This is a genomic window from Devosia sp. (genome assembly GCF_014860165.1).
Lineage (GTDB): Bacteria > Pseudomonadota > Alphaproteobacteria > Rhizobiales > Devosiaceae > Devosia.
Window position 1 is genome coordinate 97,022 of sequence record NZ_JACZKG010000032.1, and the last position, 26,272, is coordinate 123,293.

Genomic DNA, 26,272 nt, shown 5'->3' on the forward strand with positions numbered 1-26,272 from the left:
TTGCAGAACATAACTGGAACACATATAGTCGTTCTGCCTATGTTCCGATTCTCTCCCCGAGGGGCCCATGCTGACGCGCAAACAACACGAGCTGCTGATGTTCATCCACGAACGGATGAAGGAAAGCGGCATCCCGCCATCGTTCGATGAGATGAAGGATGCGCTCGACCTGGCGTCCAAGTCGGGCATCCACAGGCTGATTACCGCACTTGAGGAGCGCGGCTTCATTCGCCGCCTGCCCAACCGGGCGCGAGCGCTGGAAGTGGTCAAGCTCCCCGATTCGATGAATCCCTCGCTCGGCGGCCGCAAGGTGCGTTTCGAGCCATCGGTCATCGAGGGCAACCTGGGCAAGGTGGCCTCGCCGCCGTCGCGCATCTCGGCCACCGAGGACTATGCACGACCCATCGCCATCCCGGTCATGGGCCGTATCGCGGCCGGCACGCCCATCGAGGCCATCCAGACCCACTCCCACACCATCATGGTGCCGCCGGAAATGCTGGGCGCCGGCGAACACTTTGCGCTTGAGGTGCGTGGCGATTCCATGATCGACGCCGGCATTTTCGATGGCGATACGGTGCTGATCAAGAAGCAGGATCAGGCCTCGACGGGTGAAATCATCGTCGCTCTCGTGGACGATGAGGAGGCGACCCTCAAGCGCCTGCGCCGCAAGGGTAATACCGTGGCGCTGGAAGCGGCGAACCCGGCTTACGAGACGCGGATTTTTCCGCCCGACCGGGTCAAGGTCCAGGGCCGACTCGTCGGCCTGCTGCGGAAATACTGATGCGCAGCGCCTGGCTCATGGCCCTGGCGCTGCTCGCCTTTCCCACCGGGCCGGCAATCGCACAGGAAGCGAGCGTCAAGGAAACCCGGTGCTGGGTGGGTGATGTGACCTTCTCGGCGGGAGCCGGCATCAATGCCGGCGAGTCGGTGGCCATCTGCCGGTCGGGGACCGGCTGGCAGGAGGCGGAGGCCGGCGCGCCGATCATCGGATGCCTGCTCGAGGGTGAACTGTCCTCGGTCGGCGCCGTGGTGGGCATCCGCAACAACGACACGCTGATGCTGCAATGCGACAGCAACGGCCGCTGGGTGACCATTGGCAGCGATGGCAGGAGTGTCTCCTCGCCCGTTGCGGGCAAGGAGACGTCCGGCTGAGCCGTGCCTCGCGCTGGAAGCGCGCGTGTTTCGCCTGTTGGCAAAGCGCAAGCCTGATCGGCAGGCCGTTCGCGGCTAGGATCGGCTTGTTGCTCTCGGTCAGCAGCGTACGAAATCAGAGCGTCCCGGCCGGTGCGGCTGGGGGTGCTTGCATGGTTGGACTGCGGCAGTCGATGGCGGAAACGCCCGCCTGCCCTGCCCCGGAAATGTGTGACCGAAAGGCAAAGCGCAGTATCTGCAAACTCTTACTGGCTGCCATCTTGCAGAATGACTGTTTCCATGCCACATAGTGCTCATACGTTTTCAGCCTAAGTCGGCTGCCTGACGCCGGAAATCCCGGTCCGCGGCTCCTTCTCGACCATGCGAACGTTATGTCCCTTTGGCATGTTGCCATCGGATAACCGCTCGTTACGAGCAAAAGGAACCTATCATGGCCCTCATCACCGGCACTGTTAAATTCTTCAACACCACCAAGGGCTTCGGCTTCATCTCGCCTGAAAATGGCGGCAAGGATGCCTTCGTCCACATCTCCGCCGTTCAGCGTTCGGGCCTGCAGGGCCTCTACGAGAACGACAAGGTGACCTACGAGCTCGAGACCGGCCGTGACGGCAAGGAATCGGCAACCAACCTGACCCTGCTCTAGTTTCTGCTACTGCAAGGCGAGCGCGCTTCGGCGCTGCTCACGAGAGGCCACTGCGATTTATCGCGGTGGCCTTTTTGTTGTCTGCCGTCGCTCGATCACCAGCCCGATCTGCCGACCAATTCCAAGTCCCGCGATGGCGCCCAGCGCAATGATGATGATCCGCAGGACAAAGTTCTGTTCGACGGCGAGGAACACGCCTACGCTGGCGCCGACCACCATGAAGGCCACGGCAAGTATCTCCGAAATCGGTCGATCTATCTTGCCTGGCATCTTCTCCCCCGCCCGAACTGGTCGCGCCATCCTCGCACAGGCCGGCCCGTATGTCCGCCGCGGCATCGAACGGGCGAAGGACAACATTCATGCGTCCCCCCGGATCGCGCCTGGGGATAGCGTCGGAGGAACTCAGACTCGCAGCGGAGCCACCTGGCAGGCTCGGCAACAAAAAAGGCCCGCACGCGTGCGGGCCTTTGCGGTTCTGCTGGCAATCAGTGGTTGTCGCGCGGGATGCCGTTGGTCTGGGCGATGCGCTGGTATTTTTCGGCCGGCTTGAGAATGGCGCCATCGCCGAGCTGGCCGACGAGGCCGCGCTGGATTTCCTGCCACGGGGTCTGGTGCTTGGGGAACTTGTAGCCGCCCGAGGCTTCCAGATCGGCGCGACGCGTCGCGATCTCCTCGTCCGAGATCAGGATATTGGCCTGGCCCTTGTTGAGGTCGATCCGCACCCGGTCGCCGGTGCGCAGGATGGCAAGATTGCCACCGGCTGCCGCTTCGGGCGAGGCATTGAGGATCGAGGGGGAACCCGACGTGCCGGACTGGCGACCGTCGCCGATACAGGCCAGGGCATGGATACCCTTCTTGATCAGGTAGTTGGGCGGCCGCATGTTGACGACTTCCGCCGCGCCCGGATAGCCGATGGGGCCGGCGCCACGCATGAACAGCAGCGTGTTTTCGTCGATCTCAAGCGACGGATCGTCGATGCGGTGGTGATAATCCTCCGGACCATCGAACACCACCGCCTTGCCCTCGAACGCGCCTGGGCTAGCCGGGTTGTTGAGGTACCGATCGCGGAACTCGGTCGAGATCACTGATGTCTTCATGATGGCGTTGTCGAACAGATTGCCGCGCAGCACCAGGAAGCCCGCTTCGGTCTTGAGCGGATTATCGAAGTGACGAATGACCTTGTCGTCCTGGATGGTGGTGTTGCGGCAGTTCTCGCCGATGGTCTTGCCGTTGACGGTGGGCGCGTTCTCGCGGATCAGGCCCTGGCTCATCAGCTCGTTGACGACAGCCGGCACACCGCCCGCATGGTAATAGTCTTCGCCCAGATATTCGCCGGCCGGCTGCAGGTTCACCAGCAGCGGTACCTTGTGGCCATAGGTCTGGAAATCCTGCAGTTCCAGTTCGACACCGATATGCTTGGCGATGGCCTGGATATGGATCGGCGCATTGGTCGAGCCACCGATGGCGGAGTTCACCACGATGGTGTTGATGAAATTGTCCTTGGTCAGGATGTCCGAGGGCTTGAGATCCTCGTGCACCATGTCGACGATCCGCTTGCCGGTGCGATAGGCCATTTCCTGGCGATCGCGATAGGGCGCAGGGATCGCGGCAGAGCCGGGAAGCTGCATGCCCAGCGACTCGGCCAGCGAATTCATGGTCGTGGCCGTGCCCATGGTGTTGCAATAGCCGGTCGAGGGAGCCGACGACGCCACCAGTTCGATGAACTGGGCATAGTCGATCTCGCCGGCCGCCATCATCTGGCGGGCCTTCCACACGATCGTGCCCGAACCGGTGCGTTCACCCTTGTGCCAGCCATTCAGCATCGGGCCGACCGACAGCGCAATGGCCGGGATGTTGACGGTAGCCGCGCCCATCAGCATCGCCGGCGTGGTCTTGTCACAGCCGATGGTGAGGACGACGCCGTCGAGCGGATAGCCGTAGAGCACTTCGACCAGGCCCAGATAGGCCAGGTTGCGATCGAGGCCGGCGGTGGGGCGCTTGCCGGTTTCCTGGATCGGATGCACCGGGAATTCGATGGCGATGCCGCCAGCTTCACGAATGCCTTCCTTGACGCGCTCGGCCAGCACGATGTGGTGGCGGTTGCACGGCGACAGGTCCGAACCGGTCTGCGCGATGCCGATGATCGGCTTGTCCGACTGCAGTTCCTCGCGCGACACGCCGAAATTCATGTAGCGCTCGAGATAGAGCGCCGTCATGTCCGGGTTGTCAGGATTGTCGAACCAGGCGCGCGAGCGCAGCTTTTTCGGCGCCTCGCCGTGGCCATTGCCTGCAGTCATGTCATGTTCCTCTTGGGGTCCGGGGGCTCGATCGGGCCCACGTTTGGAGCGGTTCTAGCATGGCTTACGCCAGAGTGAAGGCGATTCCGAGGAAAAAATCATACAAATGAGAATCGGCACCCGATATTTCCCGATGCGCTGAAAATCTTACTAAACGAGGGGACAATATCGGCCCGTTCGCGGTGATCTGCCCGCGCAAATTGAGACTGGCTGAAACGGGCATCAGCCATTAGGGTCGCGCCGCGTCGGGCCTGTCGCGGTGAGGAAAATCAGTGACTGAGATCGTAGACTGGGTTGCCGTAGACTGGGGCACCTCCAACCTTCGCGCCTGGGGAATCGGTCCCGGCGGCGCGGTGGTGTTTGAGAAGAGCTCGCCCAAGGGCATGGGCAAGTTGACGCGCGACGAATTTCCTGGGGCACTTGCGGAACTGCTGGAAGCCGTCGCGCCGGCCGGCGCCGGTGCGCTCGATGTGCTGATCTGCGGCATGGCCGGAGCCCGCCAGGGCTGGCTCGAAGCGCCCTATCTTGAAGCCCCCACCGATCTGCGCGGCCTGCTTGATGGTGCCGTACGACCCGCCATGCCGGGCGGACGCATTGCCCCGGTCATCCTCCCCGGCGTCTGCCAGAAGGCAGGCGGCGACAATGTGATGCGCGGCGAGGAAACCCAGCTTCTGGGTCTGGCGACGCTCACCCCAGGTTTTTCCGGCGTGGTATGCATGCCGGGCACGCATTCGAAATGGGCGCAACTGTCAGGCACGCGGATCGAGCGTTTCTCGACAGCCATGACGGGTGAGATCTTCGAAGTGCTGCGCACCCATTCGGTGCTGCGCCACTCGTTCAATGGCGACATTGACGGCCCCGGCCGCGCCGACGGATTTGCCGCCGGAGCCGCTGCCGGCCTGGCCCATCCCGAACAGCTGCTTGGCACGCTATTCCAGGTGCGCGCCGCCTCGCTCCTGTCGGGCCGCCAGCCCGATTGGTGCGCCGGCTATCTCTCCGGGCTTCTTGTTGGCACCGAGATCGGCAGCAATCGTCATCTGATCGGCGAGCAAGCCGTGCCACTGATCGGGTCGCCCGCCCTGTGTGCACTCTATGCACAGGTGCTTGATATGGCCGGCGCCCGGGGCGAGCCCAGGGATGCCACCGAAATCGTACTCGCCGGCCTCAAGGCCGCGCGCAGCTTTGCCGTCTAGCCCGGAGTTCATTGCAATGGACCATCGCCACATCATCGCCATTCTACGTGGCATCACGCCCAACGAGACCGTTGAGGTCTGCAAGGCGCTGATTTCATCCGGCATCACCATGATCGAAGTGCCGCTCAATTCACCAGACGCGCTCACCAGCATCGCGATGGCCTCCAATACGCTGGGTGATGAGGCCGCCATCGGGGCCGGCACGGTGCTGAGCAAAAAGCATGTCTGGGCCGTTTCGGATGCCGGCGGAACCTTCATCGTTTCCCCCGACACCAACAAGCAAGTGATCGAGGAAACCGTGCGCCTGCAGATGCTGTCCTATCCTGGCGTGTTCACGCCCACCGACGCCTTCCGCGCCATCAAGGCCGGCGCCACCGGGCTGAAATTCTTCCCAGCCGAAGTGCTGGGCCCCAAGGGCATCAAGGCCATGAAGGCGGTCTTGCCGCCGGAACTGCCGGTCTATGCCGTGGGCGGCGCCAATCCGGACAATTTTGGCGAGTATTTCGCCGCCGGCTGCACCGGCTTTGGCCTGGGCACCTATATCTACAAGCCCGGCATGGACGCCGCGCAGGTTGCGGAACGCGCCGCCGCCGCGGTGGCTGCCTATGATGCGGGGAAAGCCCAATGAGCCAGACCGTCCGCCTCCTGCTCGATTGTCAGTGCCAGCTCGGTGAAGGCCCGATCTGGCATCCTGGCCGCCAGCAGTTGTTCTTCTTCGATATCAACGAACAGACCCTGTTCGCGGTGACGGCGGCCGGCGAGATCGTCGACAGCTGGCTGTTCAACGAGACCGTGGCCGCTGCGGCCGTCGTCGACGACCACACGCTGGTGCTGGCCACCGATACTGGCCTCAAGGAATTCGACCTGACGACCGGCGGCATGAACCGCATCAACGAGATCGAGGCCGACAATCCACTGACCCGCACCAATGACAGCCGCGTCCATCCGTCCGGCGCGTTCTGGATCGGCACCATGACCCGCGCCGAGGAAGAACCCGGTGGCGCGGTCTATCACTACCGGGCCGGGGTGCTGACCACGATCAAGTCGGGCGTCAAGATTCCCAACGCCACCTGCTTCTCGCCCGATGGCCGCATCGCCTATTGGTGCGATACGCCGACCAAGAAGATCATGCAGGTTGCCACCGATCCGGCGACCGGCCTGCCCCAGGGCGAATGGACGCTGTTTGCCGACGTCTCCGATGGCCGGGGCTATCCCGACGGCGCGGTGGTCGACAGCCAGGGCTACCTCTGGAACGCCAAATGGGGCGGTTCATGCGTGGTGCGCCACGCCCCGGACGGCTCGATCGACCGCATCGTCGAGGTGCCGGTAAGCCAGGTCACCTGCCCCGCCTTTGGCGGACCCGACCTCAAGACCATGTTCATCACCACTGCCGCCAAGAATCTGAGCGCCGAGCAGCTTGCCGCCGAGCGCCATGCGGGCAGCCTCTTCGCCATCGAACTCGATGTCGCCGGCCAGCCCGAACCCACAATCACCCTCTGAGATTCGTCATGACCACCCCTACACTCGGCGTCTGCTACTATCCCGAACACTGGCCCGAGGCGCAGTGGGACAGCGACGCCGCCCGCATGGCTGAAGTCGGCATCAAATATGTCCGCATCGGCGAATTCGCCTGGTCGCGGCTCGAGGCGACCCCGGGCAATCTGACCTTCGACTGGATTATCAGGGCCATGGACGTGCTGGGCCGGCATGGCCTCTCGGTCATCTTCGGCACCCCGACCGCCACCCCGCCCCGCTGGATGGTCGACAAGCATCCCGACATGCTGGCCGTGGACGTTCACGGGCGGCGCAAGGGCTTCGGCTCGCGCCGCCACTACGACTTCAGCCACCTCGGCTATCGCGAGGAATGCGCGCGTATCGCCCGCCTGCTCGCCGACGCCGTCGGCAACCACCCGGCACTGGGCGGCTGGCAGATCGACAATGAATATGGCTGCCACGACACCACCTATTCCTATTCGCCGGCCGCCAAGGAAGGCTTCCAGCGCTGGCTGGCCGAGAAATATGGCACGGTCGAAGCCCTGAACCAGGCCTGGGGCAATGTGTTCTGGTCCATGGAATACAACCGCTTCGACCAGATCGAGTTGCCGAACCTCCTGGTCGAGAAGCCGACCCCGTCGCATGCGCTCGATTTCCGTCGCTATTCCTCCGACCAGGTCGCCGCCTTCAACAAGGTGCAGTACGACATTCTCAAGTCGGTCAGGCCGGACCTGCCGGTCATCCACAATTTCATGAGCCGTTACACCGATTTCGATCACTACGACCTGGCCAGGACGCTCGATATCGCCAGCTGGGACAGCTACCCGCTGGGTCATCTAGCGGTCAGCGACGAGCCCGACGAGGTCAAGCGCCAGTATCGCCGCCAGGGCGAGCCCGACAACACCGCCTTCCACCACGATCTCTATCGCGCCGTCGGCCATGGCCGCTGGTGGATCATGGAGCAGCAGCCCGGCCCGGTGAACTGGGCCGACTTCAATCCCGATCCCCTGCCCGGCATGGCGCGCCTGTGGGCGTGGGAGGCCTTCTCCCACGGCGCCGAGGTGGTGACCTATTTCCGCTGGCGGCAGGCGCCGTTTGCCCAGGAGCAGATGCATGCGGGCCTGCTGCGGCCCGACAGCGAGCCCGCGCCGGCCTATCATGAAGCCAGCCAGGTCGCACAGGAACTCAAGGCCGTCGGCATGGCCGGCACCGCCACCAAGGGCCGCGTCGCACTGGTCTATGACTACCAGAGCGAATGGGCCTGGGAAATCCAGCCGCAGGCCAAGGGCTTCAGCCACGGCGCCCATGTGCGCGCGCTCTATTCGGCCTTCCGCAAGCATGGCATCGATATCGACATCCTGCCGCCCAGCACGAAGAGTTTTGCCGGCTATGACATCGTCGCTATTCCGACGCTGTTCGCCTGGAACGACGACCTGCGCACCGCCATTGCCGAATTCGATGGCCATCTGCTGATCGGCCCGCGCTCGGGTTCGAAGACGCAGGATTTCGCCATCCCGACCAGGCTCGGACCCGATCTGCCCAGCAACCTGCTCAACCTCAAGGTCATGCGCATCGATAGCATCGACCCCGCTCTCGAAGTCGAGGTCAAGGGCAGCGGTGGCGTTCACCTCTGGCGCGAGCGTATCGAGACCAAGGCCAATGTGGTGATCGAGGATGTCGAGGGCTGGCCGGTGCTGGTCAACCAGGGCAAGCTCTATTACCTGGGCGCCAGCGGTACCAAGGCCCTGGTGCAGCGCGTGGTCGACTACCTGATCGAAGAGGTCGATTTGCCCACGCTGGCGCTGCCAGCCGGGGTGCGCTGCCGCACGCGCGACGGCTTCCGCGTCTATGTGAACTACGGCGCCGGCCGCGCCACGCTGGTCCCCGCCAAGGACGAAGCAGGCTATGTGCTTGGCTCGACCGAACTGCCCGCCGCGGGCGTCACGGTGGCACGACTCGCCACGGCCGGGTGAGATTGGGAATGGCGGTGCGGATATCGAACCGCGCCGCCGCTTCGTTCCAAGCCAACCAGTGCACGCCGCCCGCAGCAAGGGCGTCGGCGTCGATCACCTGGCTGCCGATGCAGGTCGCGGGCGCCCGAACGCGGGCGATGACCAGCGCGTGCAGGCCGCAATCTTCGGCAAAGGCCGCCGGATTGCGGATCACCGCGACGGAGAAGCGGTCAGTACGAGCAATGCAGCCCAGGCTGTCGCAACGCAGCCCGTCGACTGTCTCGGCGATCGGTTCCTGATAGTGTTCGCTCCACACATCGGTGGCAAAGCTGCCGGCACGACCGGAAATCAGCCCCATGCCCGTCTCCGTTCGAAGGGCCACGGCCTGTGTTGTATCGGCGATGAGGATGTCGGGCCGCTGATCCAGTCCAACCAGCAGCACCAGCGGCACGGCCACCGCCGGGCCGAGCAAGCGCCACCAGCTGTTGACGAAGGCAAACCAGGCCAGCGCGGCGAGCCCGATCATCAGCGCGGTACTGGTCAGCAGCGGGTTACCGGTCAGCCCCTCGCTCCAGCGCGCAACCAGCGTTGCGCCATCCACCATGCGGTCGATGCCCCAGCCCATGATCCCCACGAATGGCGCTTCGGCGCCGAGCGGCATGGCCAGCACCGAAAGCACCGCAAAGGGCATGATGACGATGCTGACGACCGGCAGCACCAGCACATTGCCCACCACGCCAAGCGGCGCTGTCTGCTGGAAGTGATAGGCCGAGAACAGCAGGGTCGCCGTGCCGGCAATGAAGCTGGTCAGGGCCGTCGTCCACACCGTCGCCCAGAGCCGCTCACCCCAGTTTCGCTCGCCAGTCCGGGGTGAGCGCGGCATTTCGTAGATGCCGATCAGCGCCACCACGGCGGCAAACGATAGCTGGAAGCTGGCGCGGAACACGCTTGCCGGGTCGATGACGATGATGGCCAGCGCCGCAATGGCCACATTGCGCATGGTCAGCGCCCGCCTGCCCGCCAGCACGGCGCCGAAAATCAGCGCCAGCATGATGGTGGAGCGCAGGGCTGGCACGTTGCCCAGACCACCCGCCAGCAGCAGATAGCCGGCGGCGGCGACGATCCCGCCTATGGCCGCGATCTTCTTGACCGGCCAGCGGCTGGTGGCGGCAGGGATCGACGCCAGCAACAGGCGCAGCAGGAAGAACACGCCACCGGCCACGATCGACAGGTGCAAGCCGGAAATTGAATAGATATGCGCCAGGCCCGAGGCGGCCATGATCTCGCGGGTCTCGTCGTCAATGGCGCTCTGGTCGCCAACGACCATGGCCCGGCCAATCGCTGCCGACGGCCCGTCGAGCACTGCATCGATGCGGCCGCCGATGGCCATGCGCAGGCCCTCGATGGCCCGGGTCGGATCAAGGCTGTCGCCGGTGGCCACCAGGGCTAAGTCGCCCGTGACATTGCCGTAGGCGCCGATGCCCGAGAAGTAGGCGTGGAACTGCCCATCGAAAGCTCCCGGCAGGATCGGGCCGGGCACCGGCGCCAGCCGCAGGCGTGCCCGGATGACGTCTCCCGGCGCGAGCAGCGGCTCAGGCGGCACGACTAGCCGCGCCCGGGCAATATCGACGGCCCGATCACCCTCCACCGGCACCAGGCCCGAGACGACAATGCGGCGGCTCTCCGCTGTTGCCGACACGATCTCCCCCACCCGCGCCTCATAGAGGCCATAGGCGGGCCGGGTCAGCATTGATGTGCCGAACCACAGTGCATGCAGAGTCAGCAGGCAGAAGCCGATCCATGCTGCGGCGGCAAGCGCGGCCAGCGGCAGGCCGGCGGAGCGCCGGAGCAATATGACGAGCAGTGCCAGGGCCGCGCCGACGCCGGCCAGAGCCTCCGGCAAGGGCTCGACCGGCAGGGCCGCATAAGCGATCAGTCCGGCAATGGCGGCGAAGGGCAGCAGCACGAAAAGCCTGCGCGTGGCCGCAGGGTCGAGCCATCCCGCGCCGTCCATGGTCGTGGTTGGACGAAAGCGGATTGCGGGCTGCCTCGGCCGCAGCTTCGCCGGCAATGGCAGGGCCACCGCGCCCGTCTCGCCCTCGCGTGTTTCGGCCTCCAGCACCCGCGTTGCCCCCGCCCTTGCGCTCGTGCGGCTCTATGCTACACACGGCTGCAAAATCCTCCAAGCACTCCGGTCTCATGTCCCAGGTCGTTACCCGTTTCGCCCCCTCGCCCACCGGCTACCTGCATATCGGTGGCGCCCGCACGGCGCTCTTCAGTTGGGCCTATGCCCGCAACAAGGGCGGCAAGATGCTGCTGCGCATCGAGGACACCGACCGCGAACGCTCGACCGAAGCCGCCGTGGTGGCGCTGGTCGACGGGCTCAAATGGCTGGGTCTCGACTGGGAGGGCGAGCCGATCAGCCAGTTCGGCCGCGCAGCGCGCCACGCCGAAGTGGCCCATGAACTGGTGAAGATGGGCCACGCCTATTACTGCTATTGCTCGCCCGCCGAGCTCGACCAGATGCGCGAGGAGGCCCGCGCCGCCGGCAAGCCGCCGCGCTACAACGGCTATTGGCGCGACCGCGACCAGAGCGAGGCGCCTGAAGGCGTCGCGCCGGTGATCCGCATCAAGGCACCGCTGGCCGGCGACATCGTCGTGGATGACCACGTGCAGGGCAAGGTCGTGTTCAAGGCCGAGAACCTGGATGATTTCATCATCCTGCGCTCCGACGGCACCCCGACCTACATGCATGCCGTGGTTGTTGATGACCACGACATGGGCGTGACCCACATCATCCGGGGCGACGACCACCTGACCAATGCGGCCCGCCAGATCGTCATCTACAACGCCATGGGCTGGACCGTGCCGGAAATGGCCCATATTCCGCTGATCCATGGCCCCGACGGTGCCAAGCTCAGCAAGCGCCATGGCGCCCTCGGCGTCGAGGCCTACCGCCAGATGGGCTACCTGCCCGAGGCCCTGCGCAATTATCTCGCCCGCCTCGGCTGGAGCCATGGCGATGACGAGATCTTCTCGACCGAGCAGATGATCGAATGGTTCAGCCTCGACGGCCTCAACAAGGGGGCCGCGCGCTTCGACTTCGTGAAGCTGGAAAACATCAACGGCCACTATATCCGCGAAGCCTCACCGGCCTATCTCTACCAGGTGATGCTCGATACGGCCTCCGAAGTGGGTCGCCACATCGATGTCGATGGCCTCTCGTCCAACAAGGACACCGTGCTCTCGGCCCTGCCCGAGCTGCAGCCGCGCGCCAAGACCGTGCTCGAGCTGATCGACCTGGCGCAGTTCATCTATGCCTCACGCCCGCTCGCGATCGATGCGGCGGCCTCGGCCCTGCTCACATCAGATACGCGCGCCGTGCTCAAGGACATGGCCGGGACGCTGCGCGGCCTCAACGACTGGTCGGTACCATCTATCGATGCGGCCATGCGGGCCCTGGCAGAAGCCAAGGGTCTCAAGCTCGGCAAGCTGGCCCAGCCCTTGCGCGCCGCGCTCACCGGGCGCACCGTTTCTCCGGGCATTTTCGAGGTCATGGTGTTGATCGGGAGGGACGAGAGTATGGCCCGCCTTGAGGACCAAATCGGCGCTGTCTAGTGCTAATCGGAGGGTAAGCCTTGCTTACCCATCGGTTGCGTCACCGGGGCAAAAACTGATACCCCTGCAAAGCAGCCATGACTGCCCAGTTTACGGCTTCGAGCGACCGGAACAATTGCGGACGCGGAGGCCTTCGAGGAGAGCTCAATGACCGACAAAGTCGCTAAACTCGTCATCGGGGACCAGACCCACGAATTTCCGGTTCTGTCCGGCTCGGTGGGTCCGGATGTGATCGATATTCGATCGCTCTACGCCAAGACCGGCATGTTCACCTACGATCCTGGCTTCACTTCGACGGCAGCATGCGACAGCGCCATCACCTATATCGACGGCGATAAAGGGCAGTTGCTCTACCGCGGCTACCCCATCGAGCAGCTTTCCGAAAAGAGCAGCTATATCGAGGTTTGCTACCTGCTGCTTTATGGCGAACTGCCCAGCAAGGCGCAGCTTGAGGAGTTCAGCGAACTCGTCACGCGCCACACCATGGTGCATGAGCAGATGCACTATTTCTATCGGGGCTTCCGCCGCGACGCGCATCCGATGGCCATCATGACCGGTGTTGTGGGCGCTATGGCCGCGTTCTACCATGACTCCACCGACATTTCCGATCCGCGGCAGCGTGAGATCGCCTCGATCCGCATGATCGCCAAGATGCCGACCATAGCGGCCATGGCCTACAAGTATTCGGTGGGGCAACCCTTCGTATACCCGCGCAACGATCTCGATTACGCCTCCAACTTCCTGCACATGTGTTTCTCGGTTCCCGCCGAGCCGTTCGTGATCAACCCGACCATTGCCAAGGCGATGGACCTGATCTTCACCCTGCATGCCGATCACGAGCAGAACGCCTCGACATCGACGGTTCGCCTGGCCGGCTCGTCCGACGCCAATCCGTTCGCCTGCATCGCGGCCGGCGTCGCCTGCCTCTGGGGCCCCGCTCACGGCGGCGCCAACGAGGCGGCGCTGAACATGCTCAAGGAAATCGGCACCGTCGACCGCATTCCCGAATTCATCGCCCGCGCCAAGGACAAGTCCGACAACTTCAAGCTGATGGGCTTCGGCCACCGCGTGTACAAGAACTTCGATCCGCGCGCGACCGTGATGCAGAAGACCGCCAAGGAAGTGCTCGATCTGCTGGGCGTGCACAACAACCCGACGCTGCAGGTGGCCCAGGAGCTCGAGAAGATCGCGCTTGAGGATCCCTACTTCATCGACCGCAAGCTCTATCCCAATGTCGATTTCTATTCGGGCATCATCCTCGAGGCGATCGGCTTCCCGACCTCGATGTTCACCGTGCTGTTCTCGGTCGCGCGTACCGTTGGCTGGATCAGCCAGTGGAAGGAAATGATTGCCGATCCGCAGAAGAAGATCGGTCGCCCGCGCCAGCTCTATGACGGAGCCCCGGCCCGCGACTATTCCGCGCTCGGCGCCCGCTGATCCCAATGGGCGAGGACCCGGTCCGCCGGGTCCTGCCGCGGGAAGTCGGCTTCTCCGGCTTCCATCAGGAGTGCAAGCTCGCCAAAGGCCTCGATCTGCTCCTGGCGGGCTTTTTTGTTGTCCAGCAGCGGGCGGACCACTTTGATAATGGCCTCGGCGTCCGCAGCATCCTGTACGCGTTCCGGCACGGCCGGACGGTCCAGGATGCGGTTGGGCAGCGATATCGGCGGCCGGCCATGCTTGGTATAGATGCGCGCCTGATGCGGGTCGAGCACGTAGGTCACCACCATCGGCACCCGTGCCAAAGCTAGCTCAAGCGTCACCGTTCCCGAGACGGCCAGCGCCAATACAGCCGTTCGGTAGATGTCGGAACGTGCTGCACGATCGGACACGATGGTTACGGGTACCGGCCAATCCGCGACTTCGCGAGTCAGGCGCTCATGCAAAGCGGGAAGCGTGGGGATGACAATGCCGTCCAGTGCCGGATGCGCACCGACCTCTGCGACGATCTCCCGGAACATTGGCAGATGCCGTCGCAACTCGCCGTCCCGGCTGCCCGGCAGCAGCACCAGCGGGCCGCGTTCGACAACATCGCGAACCAGCCGCTCTCCCAGCGCGGGATGGCCGACATAGCAAGTGGGCGGACCGCCCAGGCGCTGCATGACGGCAGGTTCGAACGGCAGCACCGCCAACACCTCTTCGAACAACGGCGTGAGCTTGGCGGCGCGTTCCGGTGCCCTCGCCCACACTGACGGTGCGACATAGAGGATCAGCTTGCCAGCGAAGCCAAGCGCCTTGAGGCGCCGCGCCAGCAGCTTGGAGAAATCCTGGGAATCGACCAGGACGACGATGTCAGGCCTGGATTTGGTGATGGCTCTGGCTGTCTGCTCGATGCGCCACAACAGCAGCGGCAGCCGCAGGATCACGTCGCTGACGCCCATCACTGCCAGGTCGCTCATGGGATAAAGCGAGCGCATTCCCTGCGCTTCGAGCTCATGACCGCCGACACCGCTGAGGTCGAGCGGCACCAGGCGCTTCAACCGACTGACAAGGTCGCCCGCGATGCGGTCCCCCGAGGGTTCGCCGGCCAGAATGAACAGCCTGAGGCGCTCACCGCCTGTGGCATTGGCCGGCGCGGTCATCTAGTCGGCGTCATGGCCGTTGCGCGGCATCAGGATCGGCCGATCCGAGGCGGCGGCAATGAAGCTGACGACGTCCTGCACCAGAGGGTCATTCTTGAACAGTTCGGCCGCGTCCTCGACACGCTCGCGCAGGGTGCCCTCGCTGGCAAAGATCAGCCGATAGGCCGCGCGCAGGCGGTGAATGGCCTCGCGGTCGAACTTCCGGCGCTTGAGACCCACCAGGTTGAGCCCGGTCAGGGAGGCGCGATTACCCACCGCCATGCCATAGGGAATGATATCGCCATCCACCATCGATGCCGCCCCGATAAAGGCATGCGCACCGACCCGCGTGAACTGGTGCACCACGCACATGCCACCGAAAATGACGTTGTCGCCGACATGGCAATGGCCGGCAATGCCGACATAATTGGCCATGACGACCTTGTTGCCGATGATCGCATCATGCGCCACATGGGCTCCGGCCATGATCAGGCAGTCATTGCCGATCTTGGTCAGCATGCCGCCACCTTCGGTGCCCGGATTGATGGTGACCGACTCCCTGATAGTGCAGCGCTCGCCGATGACCAGCCGTGACGCCTCACCGTGATACTTGAGGTCCTGCGGTCGGTGGCCGATCGAGGCGAAGGGGTAGATCTTGGAACCGGCGCCGATCTCTGTATGTCCGTCGATCGAGACATGCGAGATCAGTTCGACATTATCGTGCAGCACGACATTGTCGCCGACGATACAGTAAGGGCCAATCTGCACGCCTTTGCCCAGCCGGGCCAGCGAGCCGACGATCGCGGTCGGGTGAATGACCGCGTCGCTCACGAATTGGCCTCGACGATCATCGCGGTGATCTCGGCTTCCGCGATGACCGCGCCATCCACCATGGCCTTGGCCTCATAGCGTCCGACATTGCGGCGGCGCTGGATCTTGGCGATGTGAAACTCGATCGTATCGCCCGGTCCGGCCGGCTTGCGGAACTTCGCCTTGTCGACGCCCAGCATCAGCACAATGTTCTTCTTGCCCGTGCCCGAGTCATGCTTGATGACGATGGCCCCGGCCGTCTGGGCCATGCCTTCGATGATCAGCACGCCCGGGAAAATCGGGTTTTCCGGGAAGTGGCCCTGGAAGATCGGCTCGTTGAACGTGACGTTCTTGATGCCGACTGCACTTTCGTCGCCATCGATTTTGATGATCCTGTCGATCATCAGAAACGGATAGCGGTGCGGCAGACTCCTCAGGATCTCGGCAATGCTCATCGCTCCGAGTTCTGTGGTCGCTGGTGCGCTGTCGGTCATCCCCGCTTATCCCCCTTGGATAGTTTCCGCATTGCGGCGATTTCTCGCCAGAAGTCTCTTATATCCTGCGCCGGCGCCCCAGCAAGTTTGCTGCCCGGCGGCCAGTTCTTGGTCACGGCGGCGCGGCCATGCACCACCGAGCCGGCCCCGATCGTCAGGTGGCCGGACGTCCCCACGCCGCCGCCCATCAACACGCCGTCTTCCACAATGGTGGAGCCCGACAGCCCGCTCATCGCAGCGATGAGGCAGGAGCGGCCGATCTTGCAGTTGTGGCCGATCTGCACAAGATTATCGATCTTGGTGCCTTCACCGATCATGGTGTCACCCAGCGCGCCGCGGTCGACCGTAGAGTTGGCACCAATCTCCACGCGGTCCTGGATCAGCACCCGGCCAAGCTGCGGCACCTTGCGGTTGGACTGCCCGAAGTCGAGCCAGCCGAAACCCTCGGTGCCGATACGCACGCCCGAGTGAATCACCACGTCGTTGCCAATATGAGCGCAATCGATGGTGCAGTTGGCGGCAATGATGCAGTTGCGGCCAATGGTGACGCCCGCCCCGATGACGGTATTGGCGCCGATAATGGTGCCGCGTCCGATCTCGACGCCTGGCCCCACCACCACGTTTGATCCGATCGACACGTCACGCTCGAATACTGGCGCGCCGAGGTCATCCCGGCCCGAAGCAATCACGGAGCGGGTACTGGACGGATAGAGATGGTCGAGAATATCGGCAAACAGCTGGTGCGGCTTGTCGGCCACGATGGCGATGGCGTGTGACGGCACAAGGTCCCGCAGTGCCGGCAGCACCACGACGGCCCCGGCTGAGGTCGAGCGCAGTTCTTCGATATAGCTGGTATGGGCAGCCAGGGCCAGATCGCTGGGACCGGCCAGGTCGAGTTCGGTCACGCCCGAAATCGACAGATTGGCATCGGCCAATCCGGCCAGCATGTCCACGCGTCCCAGCGCAGTCAGAATGGCGCCGATCGAGTGCGGGCCGGCAAAACGATGAAAACGGGTGTCGACCATGAGGTGTCACTTAAAAGAATTGAGCCGCGGTGCTTGCCGCCCGCGGCTCAATGAACTGTTTCATGCCACAACGGCTAGAACAAGCTGGACATCGTCAGCTGGAAGACCTGCGTACGGTCCGAGGTCGACTTGTTCAGCACATGGGCGAAGTCGCCACGCAGCGGGCCGAACGGGCTTTCCCAGATCAGCGAAGCGCCGATCGAGGTGCGCCATGGCACATCGACGCTGCCGGGATCAACGGTATTGCCATTCAGGCGCGGCACATTCACGCCGTCCATCCAGGCCGCGTCGGCCCAGACTGCGCCGCTCAGGCCATAGTTCTCCGGCACGCCGGGCAGCGGGAACTGCACTTCGGCCGAGACGCCCGCATAAGCTACCGCACCGAGATACTCGCCGTTCTGGATACGCGGGCCGATGCCACGACCCTCGAAGCCACGGATCAGCTGCGAGCCGCCGATGAAGGATTCCACGGAGTGGACGCCATTGCCGCTCAGATCGTTGATGATACCGGCCTGGCCACGCAGGCTGGCGATGATGCCGCTATCCTCGACGACGGGAATGAAGTAGCGCGCCTTGGCTTCGGAGCGGATCAGGTTGTGATCCCAGCCGATATACTGCTGCGTGAACGTCGCCAGCATGCCTTCGGTCGGCTTCTTGTTGTCGTCGAGCGTGTTGTAGCTCAGCGTGTAGCCCACGAAGCCCTTGTAGAACTCCTGGCCATTGGCAACGAGCAGCGAGTCATCGGGGTTCTTGTCGACGATGACCTTGCGCTCCATGCCCGCAAACACAGTGCCAGACAGGTCGCTGGTCAGCGGGATGCCAACGCGGAACTGCCCGCCAGTGGCTTCCGAACCATAGAAGCTGGACGCCGATTCATCGCTGATGCGGTGATAGACATCCACACCCGCAGAAACCTTCAGGCCCATGAAGCGCGGCTCGGTGAACGAGAAGTCGAAGGTACGGCCAGACTGCGACGCGCCGATGGCGGCACGCAGATACTGGCCGCGGCCCAGGAAGTTCCGCTCGGTCAGCGACACTTCACCCAGGATGCCGTCGACGGTCGAATAACCGGCCGTGGCGCCATATTCGCCGGTTGAAGTTTCGGTCACCGCGACATTGAGGACAACCTTGTCGGGTGCCGAGCCCGGACCGGTCGTAACCTCGACTGCCGAGAAGAAGCCCAGCGCTTCGATATTCTCGCGGCCACGAACCACCAGTGCACGATTGAAGGGGTCGCCTTCACCGAACTCCAGCTCACGACGGATCACGAAGTCGCGGGTCTTGGTATTGCCCGTGATGTTGATGCGTTCGACATAGAGGCGAGCGCCCTCATCCACCAGGTAGGTAACGTTGAAGGTACCGTTGGCAACGTCACGGTCAAGACGAGCGCGGACGTCGACGAAGGAATAGCCCTGGACGGTGGCTTCGTAGGCCATGTCCTCGATGGACTGCTGCAGGTCATTGGCCGAATAGGCACTGCCCTGCCCGGTCTGTACCGTGCCCTTGAGGGCATTGGTGTCGAGGCCGGAAATGCTGGTTTCGATGCCGACGTTGGAGAATTCGTACTTCTGGCCTTCATTGATGGTGAAGTTGATGAAGTAGGCATTCTTGCTGGCATCATATTCGCCCACCGACGTCACCTGGACATCCGGGTAACCGCGGTTGGCATAGAAGAGCCGGATGCGCTCGCGGTCGACGGCAAGCTTCTGCTCGTCATAGCTGTCATCCTTGAAGAGCCAGCTCAGGATGCCGGTCTCCTTGGTGAGCAGGTTGCTCTTGAGGCTGTTGGCGCCGAAGCTGTTATTGCCGGTGAAGTTGATCGCGGCGATGCCCGCGCGATTGCCTTCATTGACATTGAAGATGACGCGGACGCGGCCATCGGTGGTCGCCTCAGTGCGTGCCGTCACGGAGACGGACAGGAACCCGTCGCGATCATAGGCCTGGCGGATGCTCTCGATATCCGCGGCCAATCGCTGCTGGGTGAAAATACCTGAGGCCGAGACGTCGACCATGGCGAGAAGCTGACTGTCGGAAAAACGCCGGTTGCCCTCGAAGAGCACCGAGCCAACCAATTGTTCCTGAGCCTGAGCAGTCACAGCGCCAAGAAGCGGAACGCTGGGCCCGGCGAGCGGAGCGGCACCCAGTATCGCAAGCGCCAGGAGGGCGCCGCGCATCAGCTTGGTGGGATGGATCATATTATTATTGCCTTCTGCGACCAGGCCCGGAGAATCGCCATGCACAGCGCTCCCCCAAGCTAACTCCATTGCACCGTTTTACCGTCTTTTTAACCAAGGACAAGGCGGAAGCCTCGACGTCCTTAGCAAATGATTGGTGCACTTGTATTCCTGCAACACCTTGCAAACCAAGGTTAACCAGAGGCTAACGCAGGATTCCGAAATAGGCGAACAGTGTGTCGTTGAACAACGTGAACACCATGAGCGCAAGAACCAGGGCGAATCCGAACCGGAAACCCATCTCCTGCACTCTGATGCTCAGCGGACGCCCCCTGACAGCTTCAACCAGATAGTACAATAGATGGCCGCCGTCGAGCATCGGAACCGGTAAAAGGTTGAAAATACCGATATTTAGCGAGAGCAGTGCGGTCAGGTTGATCAGCGCGACGATTCCCAGCGTCGCCACCTCTCCCGATACCCGGGCGACCTTGACCGGCCCGCCCAATTGCTCGACATCGCCGCGTCCCACGAAGAAATCGCCAAGAAACGCCGCCGTCCGCTGGATGATGAAGCGGATCTCCTCGACCGTCATGCCGATCGCTTCGACCGGTCCCGGTCGATAGAGCGTCACGTCGGTTTCATCGACGTCGCGGCTCACGCCGATTCGACCGATGCGCTGACTATTGCCGAAGCGATCCTCGATTTCGACGGCCTCGGGGACCAGCACCACCGTCTCGGTTGCGCTGCCGCGGTCGAGCTCGATCGTGACCGGCCGCGCCGGGCTTGTTGCCACGAGTCGCTGAAAGTCCTCAAAGCCCCGCACTGCATAGCCATCGACAGAGACGATGGTGTCGCCCGGCTCCAGGCCGGCAGCTTCCGCAACCGATCCCGCAATGACTTCCCCGACGACCGGCGGAATGGTGTAGCGCCCATAGCCCAGCAGCAGCGCATAGAGGATGAGGAAGGTCAGGATCACATTGGCCAGCGGCCCGGCCGCCACCACGGCTATGCGCTGCCAGACATTCTTGTTGGCGAACAGGAGCGGCGCCAGCGCCGGATCTACCTTGCTCAGTGCCTCCGGATCAGGAACACTAGCGGCATTCATGTCGCCGGTGAAGCGCACATAGCCGCCCAGCGGAATCGCCGAAATCTTCCAGCGCGTGCCGTGTCGGTCGGTTCGTCCGACCAGTTCCTTGCCAAAACCGATGGAGAAGGCATCGATCGCCACGCCGTTCCATCGCGCCACCAGGTAGTGGCCCATTTCGTGCACGAAGACGATGACTGTCAGGACAGCCAGGAACGGCACCACATAGGACAGGAGCCAATAGAGAAAATCGAACATGGTCTTCCTTGTTGAGCGGGATGCGGCGCAGGCGCGCCACGTCCTACCAGTAGAGCAGGCCTTCGGCGACCGAGCCGTAGCCGGCATGCAGCGCCCCGACGAGAAGCACCAGCAAGACGCCAAATGTGAGGCTGTCGAGACGATCCATCAACCCGCCATGCCCCGGAATGATGTCGCCGCTATCCTTGATGCGGAAATGCCGCTTGACCGCGCTCTCCGCCAGGTCGCCGAGTTGGCCCAGCACGCTGATGGCCGCCGAAAGCGCCAGCCCGATCCACCAGGGCGAGTCGGTCGCCACCACCCACACCAGCAGCCCTGCCCCGGTTCCCAGCGCCAGGCCGCCCAGCGCCCCCGACCAGGTCTTGGAGGGCGAAATGTCCGGCGCCAGCTTTTCCCCGCCGATCTGCCGGCCGGTGAAAAACGCCGCCGAGTCGGTCATCCAGACAACTGTACCCAGATAGACGCCTGCCCACACGCCGGTCAGCGTATCGCCGCGCATGGCCAGGGCCGCGATGATGATGGCGCCGTAGATCACAAGGCCCAGGATGCGCCACAACACGCCCTCGCCGCGCATGGCGATCGCAACGAGGCTGGCCAGCGCGATGACAGCCACGGTGCCCAATGGGCCGAACATCGGATAGACCAGGCCGGACACGGCAACGAGACCGATCAACCCCATGCCGGCAGGCGTAAGCGGAGCGCGGGAGACCATGGTCTCCCACTCGCGATAGGCGCCGGCGAACACGGCGCCCACCACCGCCGCAAACACGTAGCCGCCGATATAGAGCGCCGTCGCGGTGAGCGCGATCAGCACCGTGGCCGAGACCAGGCGCGGACCCAGATCGGCCCAGGTACGGCGGCGACCGGCGGCAGGCTCTGACGCGGGATCGCCCGGATTGCTCAAGATTGCACTGCCTCGATGCCGCCAAAGCGCCGGTCGCGCCGTGAGAAAGCCTCGAGCACCCTGACGAAGCTGGCCTCGTCGAAATCGGGCCAATTCTCCTCGACGAAGACGAATTCGGCATAGGCGGCCTGCCAGAGCAGGAAATTGGAGATGCGCTGCTCGCCGCTGGTGCGGATGATCAGGTCCGGGTCCGGCAGGCCGGCGGTATAGAGAGCGCCGGCTAGGCGCTCCTCGGTGATATCCTCGGGCGACAGGCGCCCGGCGGCCACTTCACGCGCCAGCTTGCGCGCCGCCTCGGCGATCTCGGCCTTGCCGCCATAGTTGAAGGCGACGATCAGCACCAGCCCGGTATTGGCCGAGGTCTTGGCCTCTACATCATCGATCAGCCGCACCAGGCTGGGCTCGAGACCCTCGCGGCTGCCGATGATGCGCACGCGCACATTGTTGCGGATCAGTCGCTGAAGGTCAGAGGCAACAAACCGCCGCAATAGATTGAAAATGAACGAAATCTCGTCCTTGGGACGCGTCCAGTTCTCCGAGGAGAAGCTGAAGACCGTGAGGTGGCCGACACCATAGGTGATGCAGAGCTCGACCAGGTTGCGGAGCGCCTTGACGCCCTCGATATGGCCCTCGGTGCGGCGCTTGCCGCGGGCCTGCGCCCAGCGACCATTGCCGTCCATGATCACGCCCAGATGCGCCGGGATGCGCAGACGCGGTCGCTGCGCGAATTCGGTGTTGATGGCTGGATCGATGGACATCTACGCCCTCCTGGCGCAGCTCAGCCGACTTAGACCTGCATGATTTCCGCTTCTTTGGCCGCAAGGACCTGATCGATCTCGGTCACGGCCGCATCGGTCGCCTTCTGCACGAGATCGGCCTGGACGCGAGAATCGTCCTGGCTGATATCGCCATCCTTTTCCGCCTTCTTGAGGGCATCCATGCCGTCGCGGCGAATATGACGAACCGCGACACGGGCCGCCTCGGCATAGTTGTGCGCAACCTTGGCCAATTCCTTGCGACGCTGCTCGTTGAGCTCGGGCAGAGGCACGCGGATCACCTGCCCCTCGCCCATCGGGTTGAGGCCCAGCCCGCTGTCGCGAATGGCCTTTTCGACAGCCATGGCCATCGAGCGGTCCCAGACCTGCACGCTGAGCATCCGCGGCTCCGGCACGGTCACGGTCGCCAGTTGGCTCAGCGGCATGCGCGAGCCATAGGCTTCGACGGTCACAGGCTCCAGAAGGCTGGCGCTGGCGCGGCCGGTCCTGAGGCCCGCCAGTTCATCGCGCAGCGACGAAATGGATTTCTGCATGCGGGTCTTCAGATCGGAGAGGTCATAGGCCATTGTCGTTCCTTCCAGGCTAGATCGGCTTGCCGACGCGGGTCGAGCGGGTCGTCCCCGCCAGCACGCCCGCCAGGCCCGCCGCGTCGTCAAGAGCATATACGATTATCGGCATGGCATTGTCGCGGGCAAGAGCGAAGGCCGCCGTATCCATAACACGCAAGTTCTTGCCGATGACTTCGTCATAGCTGACGGTATCATAGCGCGTTGCTTGCGGATTTTTCATCGGGTCCTCGGAATAGACCCCATCGACCTTGGTGCCCTTGAGCACGACATCGCATTCGAGTTCGATGGCGCGCAAGGTCGAAGCCGTGTCCGTGGTGAAGAACGGGTTGCCGATGCCGCCGCCCAGCACCACCACAAAGCCGTCCTCCAGCGCCAGCTTGGCGTCGCGGGCGGTAAACGTATCGGCGACCGAAGGCATGGAAACGGCGCTGTAAGGCTTGGATTTGGCGCCCTGCCGGGAAATCGCATTGCTCAGCGCCAGCGCGTTGATCATGGTGCCCAGCATGCCCATCATGTCGGCGGTCACACGGTCGGTGCCGTCGGCAGCGCCGGCCATGCCGCGGAAGATATTGCCGCCGCCGACCACGATGGCGATCTCGACGCCGCTATTGGCGACATCGGCGATCTGCTTGGCCACGGCCTGCAGGAATGGTGGCTCGATACCGAAGGAATTGTCCCCTGCCAGCGCCTCGCCCGAAACCTTGAGGAGAATGCGTTTGTAGGCAGGTGCCATCGGCAAACCCCTTTAACAGAACATGGTCATGGGGCACCGAATCCGGCGATGCCCGGCAGACCCTATGGCAAAACCGCCCGCAACAGAAGGCGTGGCGTCACCGGAACGTGAATAACGGCTGGGTAATTGCGCTCGATCCCGGCCGAATGATGGCCATCAGGGAGAGCGGCGCGCGGGCCCTGAGGTCCGCGCACCAGTCAGATGCTTACGCCTTGACGCCAGCCGTGGCGGCGACTTCGGCAGCAAAGTCGGTCTCGACCTTCTCGATGCCCTCGCCCAGTGCATAGCGCACGAAGCGGGTCAGCTTGATCGGGGCGCCAACGTCCTTCTCGGCATTCTTGATCGCGACGCCGACCTTGGTCTCGCCATCGATCACGAAGGTCTGCGCCAGCAGCGTGACTTCCTCAAAGTACTTGCGCATGCGGCCATCGACCATCTTCTCGGCGATCTCGGCCGACTTGCCCGATTCCTTGACCTGCTCAAGGATGATGGCGCGCTCACGGGCAACAACAGCCTGGTCCAGGTCTTCCGGATCGATCGACAGCGGATTGGTCGCCGCGATATGCATGGCCAGTTGCTTGCCAAGGGCGCTCAGCGCTGCCTTGTCGCCGGTCGACTCGAGAGCCACCAGGATGCCCATGCGGCCCAGGCCGGCCTTGACGGCGTTGTGGACATAGCTCTCCACCACACCGTCGCTGACCGAGACAACCTCGGTGCGGCGCAGGTTCATGTTTTCGCCGATCTTGGCGATGGCTTCGGTCAGTTCGGCCGAAACCGAATGGCCCGAGCCGGGGAACGGCATTTCGCCGAGCTTGACCACGTCGCCATCGGCGTCGAGGGCGAGCTTGGCAATGTTGCCGACGATCGCCTGGAACTGCTCGTTGCGGGCAACGAAGTCGGTTTCCGAGTTCACTTCGACGACAGCGGCCTTGGTGCCGGACGTAGCGACACCGACCAGGCCTTCAGCGGCAACGCGATCGGCCTTCTTGGCAGCCTTGGCCAGGCCACGGGTGCGCAGCCAGTCGACCGCGGCTTCCATGTCGCCATTGGTCTCGGCCAGGGCCTTCTTGCAGTCCATCATCCCGACGCCGGTCGAGTCGCGGAGCTGCTTGACCATTCCTGCAGTGATTTCCATGGGTTCACCTCTTGGCGACCCCATTGAAGGGGCCGCATGGTTCAAATCAGAACGAAATCCGGATACCGGACTTAGTTGACGGTTGGTGCGTCTTCGGTCGGCAGGTCTTCTGCCGGAGCGCGCTCGGAAGCACCCAGATCGGCGCCGAGGCCCGAAGCCGAACGGCCGATGCCGTCGATGGCAGCCTTGGAAACCAGCGAGACATAGAGCTCGAGGGCGCGCGAGGCGTCGTCATTGCCGGGGATTGCGTAGTCGACGGTGTCGGGATCGCAATTGGTGTCGACGATGGCGACGACCGGGATACCCAGGCGACGGGCTTCCTTGATCGCGTTGGCTTCCTTGTTGGTGTCGATGACGAACAGGAGCGAAGGCAGGTTGCCCATGTCCTTGATGCCGCCCAGGTCGCGCTCAAGGCGTTCCTGCTCGCGGCTCATCATCAGGCGCTCCTTCTTGGTGCGCAGCGCCAGTGCGTCTTCGCTCATCGATTCGAGTTCACGCAGGCGCGAGATCGAGTTCGAAATGGTCTGCCAGTTGGTCAGCGTGCCGCCGAGCCAGCGGGAATTGACGAAATACTGCGCGGACTGCTTGGCAGCCTCGGCCACCAGCGGCGCGGCCTGGCGCTTGGTGCCAACGAACAGCACGCGGCCACCGTCAGCGACGGTGTCGCTGATCAGCTGCAGGGCGCGGCTCAGGGCCGGCACGGTCTGGCTCAGGTCGAGGATGTGGATGTCGTTGCGAACGCCGAAAATGTAGCGTTCCATCTTGGGGTTCCAGCGATGCTTCTGGTGACCGAAGTGGACGCCTGCTTCGAGCAATTGGCGCATGGAGAAATCGGGCAGTGCCATGATGGCTGCTCCTTGTTTACCGGTTGATGCCGCCACGAGGCCTTGCGACGGTTACCCGCCACCGGATGGATTTTCGGTCGCCCGAAAAGCCTGCCTCGTGTGTGAAATCGCGCTGACACGCAGTCAAACGCAGGGGCGATATAGGCGAAGACCGCAGGAAAGGCAAGCGACGTGCCGAAGTGCCGCCTGTGACGCGGTTGTCATGAAACTCGAGCGCTCTCCCTGAGAGCTGTGATGGCGAAGCGGTCGCCTCGAATTATTGGTAGAAAGAGGCTTCCGCCTCGCCACCACGCCGGGACTTTGCGCGAGTCCGGGCCAGGTACGCTGTGTCGCAAGCGCAGCTGCCGAGTTCCCCTCGCGGACGGAAGCGACCTCCCGTCCCCGACCATCCCCACGCACATCACTCGTCATGACTGGGCTCTGCCGTGGGCGACTGGGGGAGTATGAGGGACGATAAAGGCGCGGGGATATGTTTTGCGATGTCATTCCGGCGAAGGCCGGAATCCATGCGGCGAACGGCCCTTGTACTGGATGTAGCGGCGAACCACGGACGAGACG

Annotated in this window: 24 protein-coding genes; 9 read left to right on the forward strand and 15 right to left on the reverse strand. The window is 63.6% G+C overall.

What is annotated here, in order from left to right:
- The first annotated feature begins 67 nt into the window (after positions 1-67).
- The 3 genes from lexA (at position 68) to IH615_RS07530 (ending at position 1,795) form a co-directional block, all read left to right on the forward strand.
- A complete protein-coding gene (gene lexA, locus IH615_RS07520; protein ID WP_291361081.1) occupies positions 68-781 on the forward strand; it encodes a transcriptional repressor LexA in 714 nt (237 codons plus the stop codon).
- Positions 781-1,152: a hypothetical protein gene (locus IH615_RS07525; protein ID WP_291361082.1), complete on the forward strand. Its 372-nt coding sequence runs from the start codon at positions 781-783 to the stop codon at positions 1,150-1,152. Before lexA ends, IH615_RS07525 begins: the two co-directional genes overlap by 1 nt.
- A gap of 430 nt (positions 1,153-1,582) precedes the next feature.
- The gene (locus tag IH615_RS07530) at positions 1,583-1,795 is read left to right on the forward strand and encodes a cold-shock protein (protein ID WP_056230464.1); all 213 of its coding nucleotides are present in this window, start codon (positions 1,583-1,585) and stop codon (positions 1,793-1,795) included.
- Positions 1,796-1,852: 57 nt separating this feature from the next.
- On the opposite strand, the gene IH615_RS07535 is transcribed toward IH615_RS07530, so the two are convergent.
- Both IH615_RS07535 and IH615_RS07540 read right to left on the reverse strand, forming a co-directional pair.
- On the reverse strand, positions 1,853-2,065 hold the full coding sequence (locus IH615_RS07535) for a hypothetical protein (protein WP_291361084.1): 213 nt from the start codon (positions 2,063-2,065) through the stop codon (positions 1,853-1,855).
- 215 nt (positions 2,066-2,280) lie between these two features.
- Positions 2,281-4,092 carry an IlvD/Edd family dehydratase gene (locus IH615_RS07540; RefSeq protein ID WP_291361086.1) on the reverse strand — a complete coding sequence of 604 codons (1,812 nt, stop codon included), beginning with the start codon at positions 4,090-4,092 and terminating at the stop codon, positions 2,281-2,283.
- 272 nt (positions 4,093-4,364) lie between these two features.
- Here IH615_RS07540 and IH615_RS07545 point away from each other — a divergent pair, with 272 nt between their 5' ends.
- Genes IH615_RS07545 through IH615_RS07560 form a run of 4 tightly spaced genes read left to right on the forward strand, consistent with a single transcriptional unit; the run spans position 4,365 to position 8,752 of the window.
- Entirely contained in the window at positions 4,365-5,285 is a 921-nt protein-coding gene (locus IH615_RS07545) for a 2-dehydro-3-deoxygalactonokinase (RefSeq protein ID WP_291361088.1), read from the forward strand.
- 16 nt (positions 5,286-5,301) lie between these two features.
- Entirely contained in the window at positions 5,302-5,913 is a 612-nt protein-coding gene (locus IH615_RS07550) for a 2-dehydro-3-deoxy-6-phosphogalactonate aldolase (RefSeq protein WP_291361089.1), read from the forward strand.
- Entirely contained in the window at positions 5,910-6,785 is an 876-nt protein-coding gene (locus IH615_RS07555; RefSeq protein ID WP_291361090.1) for an SMP-30/gluconolactonase/LRE family protein, read from the forward strand. Before IH615_RS07550 ends, IH615_RS07555 begins: the two co-directional genes overlap by 4 nt.
- Positions 6,786-6,793: 8 nt before the next feature.
- Positions 6,794-8,752 carry a beta-galactosidase gene (locus tag IH615_RS07560; RefSeq protein ID WP_291361091.1) on the forward strand — a complete coding sequence of 653 codons (1,959 nt, stop codon included), beginning with the start codon at positions 6,794-6,796 and terminating at the stop codon, positions 8,750-8,752.
- Here IH615_RS07560 and IH615_RS07565 read toward each other — a convergent pair.
- Entirely contained in the window at positions 8,721-10,853 is a 2,133-nt protein-coding gene (locus IH615_RS07565) for a ComEC/Rec2 family competence protein (protein ID WP_291361092.1), read from the reverse strand. The two genes, IH615_RS07560 and IH615_RS07565, sit on opposite strands and share 32 nt — an antisense overlap.
- A 35-nt stretch (positions 10,854-10,888) precedes the next feature.
- On the opposite strand from IH615_RS07565, the gene gltX reads away from it, so the two are divergent.
- Together gltX and gltA are read left to right on the forward strand one after the other, a co-directional pair.
- Positions 10,889-12,349 (forward strand): glutamate--tRNA ligase, encoded by a 1,461-nt coding sequence (gltX, locus tag IH615_RS07570; RefSeq protein ID WP_291361093.1) that lies wholly within the window; start codon positions 10,889-10,891, stop codon positions 12,347-12,349.
- A 147-nt stretch (positions 12,350-12,496) separates the two neighbouring features.
- On the forward strand, positions 12,497-13,786 hold the full coding sequence (gene gltA, locus IH615_RS07575) for a citrate synthase (protein WP_291361094.1): 1,290 nt from the start codon (positions 12,497-12,499) through the stop codon (positions 13,784-13,786).
- Here the strand turns inward: gltA and IH615_RS07580 are convergent.
- The 12 genes from IH615_RS07580 to rpsB form a co-directional block, all read right to left on the reverse strand.
- Positions 13,762-14,928: a lipid-A-disaccharide synthase gene (locus IH615_RS07580; RefSeq protein WP_291361095.1), complete on the reverse strand. Its 1,167-nt coding sequence runs from the start codon at positions 14,926-14,928 to the stop codon at positions 13,762-13,764. The genes gltA and IH615_RS07580 overlap by 25 nt on opposite strands.
- The gene (gene lpxA / locus IH615_RS07585) at positions 14,929-15,738 is read right to left on the reverse strand and encodes an acyl-ACP--UDP-N-acetylglucosamine O-acyltransferase (RefSeq protein ID WP_291361096.1); all 810 of its coding nucleotides are present in this window, start codon (positions 15,736-15,738) and stop codon (positions 14,929-14,931) included. It lies immediately after the preceding gene.
- Complete coding sequence (gene fabZ, locus IH615_RS07590; protein WP_291361097.1) at positions 15,735-16,211, reverse strand: 3-hydroxyacyl-ACP dehydratase FabZ; 477 nt, start codon at positions 16,209-16,211, stop codon at positions 15,735-15,737. Before fabZ ends, lpxA begins: the two co-directional genes overlap by 4 nt.
- Positions 16,208-17,236 (reverse strand): UDP-3-O-(3-hydroxymyristoyl)glucosamine N-acyltransferase, encoded by a 1,029-nt coding sequence (lpxD, locus tag IH615_RS07595; protein WP_291361098.1) that lies wholly within the window; start codon positions 17,234-17,236, stop codon positions 16,208-16,210. Before lpxD ends, fabZ begins: the two co-directional genes overlap by 4 nt.
- 74 nt (positions 17,237-17,310) lie before the next feature.
- Positions 17,311-19,431, reverse strand: coding sequence for an outer membrane protein assembly factor BamA (gene bamA / locus IH615_RS07600; RefSeq protein ID WP_291361099.1), 2,121 nt, complete (start codon positions 19,429-19,431; stop codon positions 17,311-17,313).
- 184 nt (positions 19,432-19,615) lie between these two features.
- Positions 19,616-20,752, reverse strand: coding sequence for an RIP metalloprotease RseP (gene rseP / locus IH615_RS07605; protein WP_291361101.1), 1,137 nt, complete (start codon positions 20,750-20,752; stop codon positions 19,616-19,618).
- Between the two features lie 43 nt (positions 20,753-20,795).
- Complete coding sequence (locus IH615_RS07610) at positions 20,796-21,656, reverse strand: phosphatidate cytidylyltransferase (protein WP_291361103.1); 861 nt, start codon at positions 21,654-21,656, stop codon at positions 20,796-20,798.
- Complete coding sequence (locus IH615_RS07615; RefSeq protein ID WP_291361104.1) at positions 21,653-22,414, reverse strand: isoprenyl transferase; 762 nt, start codon at positions 22,412-22,414, stop codon at positions 21,653-21,655. Before IH615_RS07615 ends, IH615_RS07610 begins: the two co-directional genes overlap by 4 nt.
- 29 nt (positions 22,415-22,443) lie before the next feature.
- Positions 22,444-22,998 (reverse strand): ribosome recycling factor, encoded by a 555-nt coding sequence (gene frr / locus IH615_RS07620; protein WP_291361105.1) that lies wholly within the window; start codon positions 22,996-22,998, stop codon positions 22,444-22,446.
- A 16-nt stretch (positions 22,999-23,014) separates the two neighbouring features.
- Positions 23,015-23,734 (reverse strand): UMP kinase, encoded by a 720-nt coding sequence (gene pyrH / locus IH615_RS07625; RefSeq protein ID WP_291361107.1) that lies wholly within the window; start codon positions 23,732-23,734, stop codon positions 23,015-23,017.
- Positions 23,735-23,939: 205 nt separating this feature from the next.
- Positions 23,940-24,869: a translation elongation factor Ts gene (gene tsf / locus IH615_RS07630; RefSeq protein ID WP_291361109.1), complete on the reverse strand. Its 930-nt coding sequence runs from the start codon at positions 24,867-24,869 to the stop codon at positions 23,940-23,942.
- Between the two features lie 71 nt (positions 24,870-24,940).
- A complete protein-coding gene (rpsB, locus tag IH615_RS07635) occupies positions 24,941-25,714 on the reverse strand; it encodes a 30S ribosomal protein S2 (protein WP_291361111.1) in 774 nt (257 codons plus the stop codon).
- Positions 25,715-26,272 lie beyond the last annotated feature (558 nt).